The organism is Nonomuraea sp. NPDC050310, from assembly GCF_040655795.1.
Taxonomy (GTDB): Bacteria; Actinomycetota; Actinomycetes; order Streptosporangiales; family Streptosporangiaceae; genus Nonomuraea.
Genome location: NZ_JBFAKP010000007.1, coordinates 297,983 through 308,145, shown reverse-complemented (window position 1 = coordinate 308,145; position 10,163 = coordinate 297,983). Strand labels below are relative to the sequence as shown.

At 74.2% G+C, this 10,163-nt stretch carries 12 protein-coding genes and 1 pseudogene; 10 read left to right on the top strand and 3 right to left on the bottom strand.

Annotation, left to right across the window (positions count from 1 at the left end; genetic code table 11):
* Positions 1 to 74 precede the first annotated feature (74 nt).
* The 5 genes from AB0I67_RS20400 to AB0I67_RS20380 all read left to right on the top strand — a co-directional run bounded on the left by AB0I67_RS20400 (position 75) and on the right by AB0I67_RS20380 (position 4,108).
* The gene (locus tag AB0I67_RS20400; protein WP_357925631.1) at positions 75 to 419 is read left to right on the top strand and encodes a hypothetical protein; all 345 of its coding nucleotides are present in this window, start codon (positions 75 to 77) and stop codon (positions 417 to 419) included.
* A 46-nt stretch (positions 420 to 465) separates the two neighbouring features.
* Positions 466 to 738, top strand: a complete 273-nt coding sequence (locus AB0I67_RS20395) for a TraR/DksA C4-type zinc finger protein (RefSeq protein ID WP_357925628.1) — start codon at positions 466 to 468, stop codon at positions 736 to 738.
* Positions 735 to 1,535 carry a rod shape-determining protein gene (locus tag AB0I67_RS20390; RefSeq protein WP_357925625.1) on the top strand — a complete coding sequence of 267 codons (801 nt, stop codon included), beginning with the start codon at positions 735 to 737 and terminating at the stop codon, positions 1,533 to 1,535. Before AB0I67_RS20395 ends, AB0I67_RS20390 begins: the two co-directional genes overlap by 4 nt.
* Before the next feature lie 225 nt (positions 1,536 to 1,760).
* Positions 1,761 to 3,104 (top strand): hemolysin family protein, encoded by a 1,344-nt coding sequence (locus AB0I67_RS20385; protein WP_357925622.1) that lies wholly within the window; start codon positions 1,761 to 1,763, stop codon positions 3,102 to 3,104.
* Positions 3,101 to 4,108, top strand: coding sequence for a hemolysin family protein (locus tag AB0I67_RS20380; RefSeq protein ID WP_357925620.1), 1,008 nt, complete (start codon positions 3,101 to 3,103; stop codon positions 4,106 to 4,108). The genes AB0I67_RS20385 and AB0I67_RS20380 overlap by 4 nt, the downstream gene beginning before the upstream one ends.
* A 44-nt stretch (positions 4,109 to 4,152) precedes the next feature.
* On the opposite strand, the gene AB0I67_RS20375 is transcribed toward AB0I67_RS20380, so the two are convergent.
* Both AB0I67_RS20375 and AB0I67_RS20370 read right to left on the bottom strand, forming a co-directional pair.
* The gene (locus AB0I67_RS20375; RefSeq protein ID WP_357925617.1) at positions 4,153 to 5,418 is read right to left on the bottom strand and encodes a phytase; all 1,266 of its coding nucleotides are present in this window, start codon (positions 5,416 to 5,418) and stop codon (positions 4,153 to 4,155) included.
* 155 nt (positions 5,419 to 5,573) lie between these two features.
* A complete protein-coding gene (locus AB0I67_RS20370) occupies positions 5,574 to 5,861 on the bottom strand; it encodes a hypothetical protein (RefSeq protein ID WP_357925614.1) in 288 nt (95 codons plus the stop codon).
* Here AB0I67_RS20370 and AB0I67_RS20365 point away from each other — a divergent pair.
* From AB0I67_RS20365 to AB0I67_RS20350, 4 genes and pseudogenes are all read left to right on the top strand, one after another.
* Positions 5,746 to 6,339 (top strand): annotated as a pseudogene (locus AB0I67_RS20365) (hypothetical protein); the annotation flags it as partial. The gene AB0I67_RS20370 and the pseudogene AB0I67_RS20365 sit on opposite strands and share 116 nt — an antisense overlap.
* A 103-nt stretch (positions 6,340 to 6,442) precedes the next feature.
* Positions 6,443 to 7,234, top strand: coding sequence for an HAD-IIB family hydrolase (locus AB0I67_RS20360; protein WP_357925611.1), 792 nt, complete (start codon positions 6,443 to 6,445; stop codon positions 7,232 to 7,234).
* 59 nt (positions 7,235 to 7,293) lie between these two features.
* Positions 7,294 to 7,947 (top strand): response regulator transcription factor, encoded by a 654-nt coding sequence (locus AB0I67_RS20355; protein WP_357925608.1) that lies wholly within the window; start codon positions 7,294 to 7,296, stop codon positions 7,945 to 7,947.
* Positions 7,944 to 9,143, top strand: coding sequence for a histidine kinase (locus AB0I67_RS20350; protein WP_357925605.1), 1,200 nt, complete (start codon positions 7,944 to 7,946; stop codon positions 9,141 to 9,143). The genes AB0I67_RS20355 and AB0I67_RS20350 overlap by 4 nt, the downstream gene beginning before the upstream one ends.
* Here the strand turns inward: AB0I67_RS20350 and AB0I67_RS20345 are convergent.
* Positions 9,098 to 9,802, bottom strand: a complete 705-nt coding sequence (locus AB0I67_RS20345) for a hypothetical protein (RefSeq protein WP_357925602.1) — start codon at positions 9,800 to 9,802, stop codon at positions 9,098 to 9,100. The genes AB0I67_RS20350 and AB0I67_RS20345 overlap by 46 nt on opposite strands.
* Positions 9,803 to 9,989: 187 nt before the next feature.
* Here AB0I67_RS20345 and AB0I67_RS20340 point away from each other — a divergent pair, with 187 nt between their 5' ends.
* Positions 9,990 to 10,160 (top strand): hypothetical protein, encoded by a 171-nt coding sequence (locus tag AB0I67_RS20340; RefSeq protein WP_357925599.1) that lies wholly within the window; start codon positions 9,990 to 9,992, stop codon positions 10,158 to 10,160.
* Positions 10,161 to 10,163 lie beyond the last annotated feature (3 nt).

Here is a 10,163-nt window from a genome sequence, read left to right as displayed (position 1 = left end):
CCGGCGGGACCCTTCGTCTTCGGCCCGGACCTGGACGGGGCGGGATCAGCCGGAAGTGGGCTATGGTCGGCCTTGTGGCAGGCTCCGGCACCCGACCGCTCGGCGCCATCGCGCTCCCGTGCGTGATGGGCCTGCTTCTGCTGCTCGGCGGCCTGCTGTACGGCAGCGCCGCCGGCACCGGCGGCGAGCAGGCACGGGCCGCGCAGGAGACGGTGAGCTGGGACGGCTGGGACTCCCAGCTCTCCACGCCGCCGCCGCGCACCCAGGCCGGCGCCGTCATCCTGTGGCCGGCCGGTGACCGTACCCTGCCCGCCCACGTGGTCCTGCTGCCCGGCCCCGGCCTGCGCGCCGACGCCCTGCGTGACCCGCAGCAGCTCGCCCACCGCATCGCCGGGCCGCGCAGCCCGCCGCTGATCTGACCCACTCCAGCCGCGTCCCTTTCCCACGCTAGGAGCCGGTCTCGTCATGGCCGAAACCAGATCAGTCCACGCCCACCTGCAGAACTACGACCGCCACCTCAACCGCCTGGAAGAGCTGCGCGCCCTGCTGTACGAGCTGCGCGCCGGCACGCCCGCCGCCCGCACCGCCGAGGCCGCCCTCGAACGGATGGACCACGGCGACTACGGCCTGTGCCGGCTCTGCGGGGCGCTCATCCCGCTCGCCCACCTGCTGCGCACGCCCGACCGTCCCACCTGCGTCTCCTGCGCCACTCCGCCGCGGCCCCGGGAGGCGGCGTGAGCGCCGTGCGAGCCGCTCCCGGCGGGGTCAGCTTCGTGGCGCTCGACCTGGGCACCGCCCGGACCCGCTCGTTGTGCTCGGCCAGCCCGGCCATCGCCGACCGCCCCTCCCACCTCCCCTCCCACCTCTCCGCCAGGCCGCCACGCTCTGGGCAGGCGCTGCGGCACGGCATGGTCGCCGACCGGGGCTCCTGCCTGGAGCTGGCCCGGCTGGTGATGCGCGAGGCCCGGCTGTCGGGCGGCTGGCCGGTCGCGCACGTGGTGGCCGGGATCCCGCTGGCCGCCTCTTCCCACGACCGGCGGGCCGTACGCGAGTCGGTCGGGGCGGCGGCGGGCTGCCCGGTCACGCTGATCGAGGAGCCGTTGGCCGCCGCGGCGGGCGCCGGGCTCGACCTCGCCGACCCGCGCCCGCGGCTGCTGCTGGACGTCGGCGCGGGCATCGTCGAGGCCGTCACCCTGCGTGGCGGCGCGATCGAGGACGCCACCGCGCTCCAGCTCGCCGCCACCACCTCCGCCGGGCTGGTCTCCTACGCCCAGGACAGCGTCGTCGCCATGACCGCCGCGCTGCTGCACCGCCTGTCCGGCCGCGCCCGTGCCACCGCGCGGGAGGCCGGGCTGGTCGTCACCGGCGGCGGCGCCCACGAGAGCGCGCTGGTGACGCGGCTGTCCACCGCCTTGCGCATGCCCGTCCGGGCCGCGCCCGAGCCGCAGCACGCCACCATCCGCGGCCTGCTGCGGCTGTCGCTCACCACCGGTCTCCCCGGGACGGAGGTCAGTCCGGAGGGGCGAGCGCGATGACGGCATACCGTTCGCCGTCGACGGACCGGCCCCACAGCGCGGGGTCGGCGAGCGGGTCGACCCACACGTCGGCCAGCCCGGGCGGCCCCCGACCAGGACCGGGCGGCCGCCGGGCCGGGTGGTTCCGGGGGGACAGGCGGGGCAGGTGGCCCTTCGCGGGTGGTCTCCGACTGATCGGATAGCGTCTGATCTGGGAACACTCGCCGGAAAGAGGGGACGGCAGAGGTGAACGTGGCCCTGGGGCTGTTGGCCGTGGTCGTCCTCACGCTGGCCACGGGTTACTTCGTGGCGCAGGAGTTCGCCTTCGTGAGCGCCGATCGGCTGCTGCTGGCGCAGCGGGCGGCAGAGGGGGACGGCAGGGCGGGCAAGGCGGTCCGGGTGATGGAGCGGCTGTCGTTCATGTTGTCCGGCGCCCAGCTCGGGATCACGGTGACCGCGCTGGTGGTGGGGTTCATCGCGAAACCGGCCCTGGCCGAGCTGATCGCGCCGGGGCTGGAGGCGCTGGGCGTGCCGGCGGGTGTGGTCGGCGGGCTGGCGCTGACGCTGGGGTTCGTGGTCGCGACGGTGGTGCAGATGGTGCTCGGGGAGCTGGCGCCGAAGAACCTCGCGCTGGCCAGGCCCGAGCGGCTGGCCCGCGCGCTGGCCGGGTCCACGCTGGTCTACCTGGCCGTCGCGGGGCCGGTCGTCCGGCTGTTCGACGGCGCGGCGACCAGGCTGCTGCGCGCGATCGGCATCGAGCCGGTCGAGGAGCTGCATCACGGCGCGACGCTGGAGGAGCTGGGGCACATCATCGGCGAGTCGGAGGCGCACGGCCACCTGCCGGGCAGCCAGGCCGACGTGCTGGAGCGCGCGCTGGCCTTCGCCGACCACACCGCCGAGGAGGTGATGGTGCCCCGGGTGGACGTGATCACGGTCAACGCCGAGGCCACCGTCCCGGCGCTCGACCGGCTGATCGCCACCTACGGCCACACCCACTACCCGGTGCTGGGCGACCGGCTGGACGACGTCGTCGGGGTGGTCGGGCTGAAGGAGCTGACGCCGCTGCCGCCCGAGCGGGCCGCGACGACCCGGCTGCGGGAGCTGGCCAGGCCGGTGATCGTCGTGCCGTTCTCGACCTCGCTGCCGGACCTGGTCGCCGAGCTGCACGCGCAGGGCGAGGAGGTGGCCGTGGTGGTGGACGAGCACGGCGGCCTGGCCGGCCTGGTGACCTGGGAGGACATCGCCGAAGAGCTGGTGGGCGAGATCGCCGACGAGAACGACGTGGACGAGCCGGCGATCGTCCGGCGGGGCGAGGGCTGGGAGGTGGACGGCGCCCTGCGCATCGACGAGATCGCCCTGGCCACCGACCTGGAGCTGCCGGACGAGGACGACTACGACACCCTGGCCGGGCTCATCCTCAACGAGCTGGGCCGCTTCGCCGTACCCGGTGACGTGCTGACCGTGGCGCTGGCGCCGACGCTGGACGAGCGGGCGCCGACGCACGCGCGCCTGGAGGTCCTCACGCTCGACCACCACGTCCCCGAGCGGGTACGGCTGACGCCGGTGTCCGGGCGGGAGGAGCGGGCATGAGCCTCGGCGCCGGTCTGGCCGTCACCCTCGCCCTCCTGCTGGGCAACGGCTTCTTCGTGGCCGCCGAGTTCGCCCTGGTCGCGGCCAAGCGGCACCGGCTGGAGAAGCAGGCGGCCCGCGGCAGCCGGGCGGCCAGGGCCGCGGTGAACGGCATCAGGGAGCTGTCGCTCATGCTGGCCGGCGCGCAGCTCGGCATCACGTTGTGCTCGCTGGGCCTGGGCGTGGTGTCCGAGCCGGTGATCGCGGGCACGCTGGCCCCGCTCTTCCACGGCCTGGGCCTGCCGTCGGCCGCCGCGCACGCGGTGGCCTTCGTGCTCGCCCTGGGCCTGGTCACCTTCCTGCACATGGTGATCGGCGAGATGATGCCGAAGTCGTGGGCGATCGCCCATCCGGAGCGCTCGGCGACGGTGCTGGCGCTGCCCTTCCGCGGGTTCACCGTGGTGGTCCGGCCGCTGCTGAAGCTGCTCAACGGGATGAGCGACCTGCTGCTGCGGCTGTTCCGGGTCCGGCCGCGCGAGGACGGCGGCAACCCGCGCACCCCGGCGCAGTTGCGGCATCTGGTGGCCGAGTCGCGGCGGCTGGGGCTGATCGAGCCGGAGGAGCACGGCGTGCTCAGCCGCGCGCTGGCCGCGCCGACGGTGGCGATCGACGAGTTCGTGGTGCCGGTGGCCGACATCGTGGGCGTCCCGGCGGCGGCCTCGCCGCAGGAGGTGATCGACCTGTCCGCGGAGGCGGACCGGACTAGGATGATCGTCTGGGAGGACGGGAGGCCGCTGGGCGTGCTGCACGTGCGCGACGCCTATCTCGCCCGGGTGCGCGGCTCGGCCGTCCCGGCGCGGCGGCTGGTGCATCCGGTGCCGGTGCTGGCGCCGGGCACGACGGTGTCGGCGGCGCTGAGCACGATGCGGGCGGCGCACAGCCAGGTGGCGCTGGTCGGCGAGGGCTCGCTGCGCGGCCTGGTGACCCTCGACGACCTGCTGGCCACGCTGCTGGTCCAGGACTGAAGCAGGGCCGGGAGACGGACGTCTCCCGGCCCCGGCGGCGACGGCTAGTCGCGCGGGTTCCAGCCGTCGGTGTCGACGTCGAGGTCGAGTTCGTCGGCGATGTCGTCCCATTCGGCGTACTTGAAGTTGGTGTTCTCCCGGTCGGGCACCTCGGGGGTGTTGGCGCCGTCGTGGGCGACGAACAGGCCGCTCTCGAACTCGCCGAGCGGTACGTTCAGCACCATGGAGCCGTCGCTGTGCTCGACGCTGTCGATGCCGGCGCCGGCGCCGACGCGGAACTGGCCGAGGTAGGCGTTGCCGCTCTCGCGGCGGTAGACGGCGAAGGTGTTGTCGCCCTGGCTGGAGGCCAGCAGGTAGCCGCGGCCGTTGGCGCGGTAGTAGATGGTCAGGCCTTCGGCGTCGGCCGACAGGTGGCTGCCGCCGTAGCCGGGGTCGGCGCCGGGCGTGCACTCCTCGGTCTCGGGGTCGTAGGTGCCGGGCACCCCGAACTCCTTGACCTTGTCGATCAGGACCGGCGCGGTGGTGAGGTCGGCGCGCACGCGCCAGATGCCGACGTCCTCCTGGGCGGCGTAGAGCACGTCGCGCTGCTGGTCGACGACCATGCCCTCGACCTGGGCCAGCTCGTCGGGCTCCATGCACGGGGTCCAGGAGGTGCCGTTGGGCAGGGTGAAGGAGGCGGGCAGGTCGATGCTGCGCACGTGCTGGTAGCCGACCTTGCCGCCGGCGGTGGCCTGGAGCTTGAACAGGGCGACGCTGGTCTTGTGGCGGCGGCTGACCAGGGCGTAGGTGCCGGTGGCGTCTTTCCAGAGGGCCAGGCCGTAGCCGGTCTCCTGGTCGTTGACCTGTTCTTGGGTGGTGTTGAACAGGAACGGCACGGCGGGGTCGGTGACGTCGGTGAGGTGGCCGTCGTGGATGGCGTAGAAGCGCAGGTGGTCGCGGCCGCGGTCGGTGACGACGGCCAGGTCCTTGCCGGCGAAGCCGTAGGTGACGTCGACGTTGTTGAAGCGGCCGTTCTCGTCGTCGGGGCCGGGGGCGGGCGGGGCGTCGAAGTGCTGGGTGAGGTCGCCGTCGAGGTCGTTGACGTTCAGGCCGCCTTCCTTGGCGGTGGTGACGACGACGCTGTCCTCGTCGTCACCGGGGTGGACCCAGATGGCGGGGTCGTCCCCGTTGGCGTTGCCGCCGGCCTCGTCGTCGAACAGCGCGGGCGTCTCGACCTTGGGGTCGACGGACGGGATGGCGGTGCCGGAGGCCGGCATGGCTAAGCCTCCGGCGAGCACAGCGGTCAGGGCTGCCACGAGCAGCGGGCGCATGGTCGCTCTCCTTGACTGGGGTGTGGTGTGGGCCTCACGATGAAACGGGCGCGAGGCTTTGTCAAGACATATTTATGTCTAGGACGTGCTGGTCGCAGCGAGGACCGATGGTCTGCATGTCTAGACATTGAGTGATCTGTTCATTTACCGTTCACTTACCTCCACCAGGAAGGACCCGTGGTGGCATGGACGCTCGCCTTCGCCGTCACGACGGTCCTGTTCGTGCTCGTCACCTGCGCCGACGACGGCGCGGCGATCATCGGCCTGGGGCTGCGCTTCCCGGGCGCGCCGACCTGGACGACCGTCGCGCTGCCCGCGCTCGCGCTGATGGGCGGGCCGTACCTGCTGGGGGTCGCGGTGGCGACCACCTTCACCGAGCGGCTGGCCGGGCTCGGCGCGGGCCTGCCGGTGTCCCTGCCGGGGCTCGCCGTCGTGCTCGCCATCGGGGCCTGCGCGCCGCTGGCGGGCGTGCTGCTCGGTTACGGGCTGGCCGCGCTGTCGCGCCGGGTGCCCGCGCACCGGCAGATGTCCCGGCTGATCCTCGCCGCGCACCTGCTGGCCTATGGCCTGCAGTGCCTGGCCTACGCGGTCAACGACGGCCAGAAGATGATCGCGGTGGCCGGCGTCGCGATCGAGGTCGCCCGGCAGGGGCCCGGCGGCGTCGGGCCGGTCGGCCTCACCTCCGGCTGGATGGCGCTGCTGGTCATGGTCTTCCTGGCCGGCGCGATGACCAGCCTGCCCGGGGTCGGCGCCCGGCTCGGCCGCCGGCTCGTGCTGGCCCGCCCGCTGCACCTGGTCTCCGCCGGGACCGCCGCGGCCGGCGCGGTGCTCGGCAGCTCGGCCCTGGGCGGGCCGGTGAGCATGACCCAGTCCGTCGCGGCCGGCGTCGTCGGCGCGGCGGCCGGCGAGGGCAGCCGCCGGGTACGCTGGCAGGGCGTGCTGACCATCGCGACGGCTTGGCTGCTCACCCTGCCGGCCGCCTGGAGCGCTCGGTCCTGGCCGGGATCGCCGCGGGGCGGCGGGCATGAGCGCGGCCCCGATCCGGTGGATCGTCACCGACCTCGACGGCACGCTGGTGGGGCGCGACCTGGCCATGGTCCCGTCCGGCCGCGAGGCGCTGCGGCGCTTCCGCGCGGCCGGGGGCGAGGTGGTCATCGCCACCGGGCGCAGGGAGCGCTCGGCCCGCCGCTTCTACGAGGAGCTGGAGCTAGACGGCCCGGCCATCCTCTACAACGGCGCCCGCACCGTGAACCTGGCCACCGGGGAGATCCTCAGCTCCCACCACCTGCCCGTGGCGGCGTGGAAGGCGTTGCTCGACGTCTTCGAGCGCCTGCCCCGCGGCGTGTCGCCGGTGGTCTTCTCGGGCGGCGTGCCGTACGCGCTGGAGGAGACGCCGGAGCTGCGGGACTACGCGCGCCGGGACGGGATCGAGCTGAGCGCGCCGGGCGAGTGGGCCGCGCTGCCCGCCGACGGGATCACCAAGTGCATGCTGATCGGCGACCCGCTCCCCCACGTGCACGTCGGCGGGGCCTCGACCGTGCTGTCCGAGCCGACCTACCTGGAGATCCTGCCGGCCGGCACGAGCAAGGGCGCGGCGCTGCGGGACCTGGCGGCGGCGCGGGGCGTGCCGCTCGCCGAGATCGCCGCGGTCGGCGACAATCCGAACGACCTCGACCTGATCCTGGCCGCCGGACTGGGGGTGGCGGTGGGCGACGGCCATCCGGAGGTGCGGGCCTCGGCCGCCGTGGTCGTGCGGGCCTGCGTCGACGGGGCCGTGGCCGACGTGGTGGAGCTCGCCCTGCGCGGGAGAGCATAGGTTCGGGCCCTCGCTAAGCTGGGCGACATGTCGGGACACGGCGAAGGAGACCTGGCCGGATGATCAGGCTGGTCATCGCGGACGACCAGGCGCTGATCCGCGCGGGCTTGCGGCTGGTCGCGGAGAACGCCGAGGGCATCGAGGTGGTGGGCGAGGCCGCCGACGGCGTCGAGGCCCTCGACGTGGCCCGCGCGCTCCGCCCGGACGTCGTCCTGATGGACATCGCGATGCCCCGGCTCGACGGCCTGCGCGCCGCCCGGCGGCTGCTGGCCGACGCCGACCCGCCCAAGATCCTGATGCTGACCACCTTCGACACCGACGACAACCTGCACGCCTCGCTGCGGCTGGGCGCGCACGGGTTCGTGCTGAAGTCCTCCCCGGCCGAGCGCCTGATCGACGCGATCCGGGTGGTCGCGGCCGGGGACGCGCTGATCGACCCGGTGGCGACCCTGCGCCTGATCGGCTCCGCCGCGGGCGCCCGGCCCGCCGCCTCGGCCCCGGAGCTGGACGCGCTGACCGCCCGCGAGCGGCAGGTGCTGCTCCTGCTGGCGCGCGGGCTGTCCAACCGGGAGATCGCCGAGGAGGTCGTGCTGGGCGAGGCGACGGTCCGCACGCACGTCGCCCAGGTGCTGCACAAGCTGGGCCTGCGCAACCGGGTCCAGGCGGTGGTCTTCGCCTACGAGACGGGCGTCGTGCAGCCGGGCCAGTCGTGAGCACCGCGCGGGCCGACCGCCCGGCCGCACCCGGCTGGCGGCCGAGCCGGCTCGACCTGCTCCTGGCGCTGGCGGTCGCGGCCGCCGGGCTGGTCGAGTCCTACGGCAGGCACGGCCGCGGCCCCGGCCAGATCGCCCTGCCCGCCCTGTTCGCCGCCGGGGCCCTGGCCGCGGGCGCGCTGCTGCTGGTCCGCCGCCGCCTGCCGATCACCGCCCTGCTGGCCCTGATCGGGGTCGGCGTGGCCGTCCTGCTGGCCGGGGGCTCCTACTACGCCGCCTGGCACCTGTACTCGATGCTGATCCTGGTGCACACCATCGCCAGCGCCTACGACCTGCGCAGCCGGCACGGCCGGGCGGGACTGGCGGCGGTGCTGGCCGCCTACGCCTTCCTGCAGACGCCGCAGGACACCGACGTGGCCGAGATGCTGATCACCGGGATCTTCCTGGGCGTCGCGTACGGGTCCGGCATCCTGCTGCGCCGCCAGACCGAGCAGACCACCCGCCTGGCGGCGCTCACCGCGCGGCTGGAGGTGGAGCGCGAGGAACGGGCCCGCCGCGCGGTCGCCGAGGAGCGCGCCCGCATCGCGCGCGAACTGCACGACGTCATCTCGCACAACGTCAGCGTCATGACCCTGCACACCGGCGGGGTACGGCTGATGCTGGGCGACGACCCCGCCCGGCGACGGGAACGCGAGCTGCTGCAGGGCGTCGAGCAGGTCGGCCGGGAGGCGGTCGGCGAGCTCGCGCTCATGCTGGGCATGCTGCGCGAGGTGGAGGCGGCCGGCGGGCCGCAGCCGGGTCTCGACCGGCTCGGGGAGCTGGTGGCGCAGGTGGAGGAGTCGGGCCTGGCGGTGCGGCTCGTGGTCGAGGGGCCGAGCCGTCCCCTGCCGCCGGGGGTCGGGCTGTCGGCCTACCGGGTGATCCAGGAGAGCCTCACCAACGTGCTCAAGCACTCCGGCGCCTCGGGGGTCGACCTCGTGCTCACCTACGCTCCGGCGGAGCTGGTGGTGGAGGTGACCGACGACGGGCGCGGCCCGGCCCCGGCCCCGGCCCCGGTCTCCGGAAGCGGTGGTTACGGGCTGGTCGGCATGCGGGAGCGGGCGGCGCTGCACGGCGGTTCGCTGGTGACCGGGGCCGCGCCGGGCGGCGGTTACCGGGTGCTGGCCCGCTTCCCGTCCGGCGCGACCGAAAGCTGAGGCTTTCCCTGGGTGGCCGCCGGATCCCCGGCCCACTCGGCGTCGCTCATCCGGAGCATGCGCAGGCCGATGCCGCCGGCTCCGGCCAGCAGGAGCAGCCCGCCGATCACCGTGCCCACCCAGAAGATCGGCGCGACGAAGGCCCCGGCCACCAGGGCGGGGGAACCCCACCACGGCACCTGCCGGTCGGCCGCCAGCAGCAGGCCCAGCACCAGCAGCCCGGCCAGGCCGGCGAAGCCCGGGATCTGGTAGCCGAAGCGGGCGCCCGGATCGGCGAGGGCCTCCTCCGCCAGGCGCGCGCCCACCGCAGGCGGCATGGAGCGTTCCAGCAGGGAGACCATGAAGTCGCCCAGCATGAGCGCCGAGAAGTTCACCACCCCCAGCAGGGCGACGGCCCCGGCCACGTGCCCGAGCAAGATGTGGCGCCGCCGTACCAAATGGATCATGCCGATGATGCCCGGCACCAGCAGCACCCAGCTCCAGTGCAGCAGGGTCGCGCTGACCGAGACCTGCTCGTGGAACCGGCCGTAGACGCCGGTGGTGTCGCCGCCGCCCTGGCGCAGCGCCGGGTCGGCGACCACCCCGGCGAGGTAGAGGATGGGCACGGTGAGGAGCGAGCCGCCGGCGGCGAGCCTTCTCAGCCGGTGCGCGTCTGTCATGGGGACCCCGTTCGTTCGGTCGGACCTCCCGCGCGGCGGCGGGACCTGGGACGACCCTGGCAGCCCGGCCGCTGCCGCCGCCTCCGCCGGGCGGCGGGAATCGCTCCGCCGTCCGGCGGAACGCTCCGACCCGTTCTCCACCTTTCGTAGGTGCCGCTCCACCCGGCCCGCTTCCTACCGTCGCCTCATGGAGAAATGGTTCGGCCTGTTCAACAGGCTCGTCGCGGCCAACGGGGGCAAGATGAACGGCAAGCTGCTGGTAGCGGTGATCGTGGTGGCGCTCATCGTCGTGGGCGGCTTCATCGCCTTCCGCCTACTGTTGGTGGACATGATCCTGGAGCTCAAGGAGTCTCGGTAGCCG

What these genes read in the sequence shown, in the direction of transcription:
- AB0I67_RS20360 (WP_357925611.1), top strand. Translation starts at nt 6,443, where the DNA reads ATGAGCGCGGCCCCGATCCGGTGGATCGTCACCGACCTCGACGGCACG.
- AB0I67_RS20380 (WP_357925620.1), top strand. Translation starts at nt 3,101, where the DNA reads ATGAGCCTCGGCGCCGGTCTGGCCGTCACCCTCGCCCTCCTGCTGGGC.
- AB0I67_RS20355 (WP_357925608.1), top strand. Translation starts at nt 7,294, where the DNA reads ATGATCAGGCTGGTCATCGCGGACGACCAGGCGCTGATCCGCGCGGGC.
- AB0I67_RS20375 (WP_357925617.1), bottom strand. Translation starts at nt 5,418, where the DNA reads ATGCGCCCGCTGCTCGTGGCAGCCCTGACCGCTGTGCTCGCCGGAGGC.
- AB0I67_RS20340 (WP_357925599.1), top strand. Translation starts at nt 9,990, where the DNA reads ATGGAGAAATGGTTCGGCCTGTTCAACAGGCTCGTCGCGGCCAACGGG.
- AB0I67_RS20370 (WP_357925614.1), bottom strand. Translation starts at nt 5,861, where the DNA reads ATGGCGAGCACGACGGCGAGCCCCGGCAGGGACACCGGCAGGCCCGCG.
- AB0I67_RS20395 (WP_357925628.1), top strand. Translation starts at nt 466, where the DNA reads ATGGCCGAAACCAGATCAGTCCACGCCCACCTGCAGAACTACGACCGC.
- AB0I67_RS20345 (WP_357925602.1), bottom strand. Translation starts at nt 9,802, where the DNA reads ATGACAGACGCGCACCGGCTGAGAAGGCTCGCCGCCGGCGGCTCGCTC.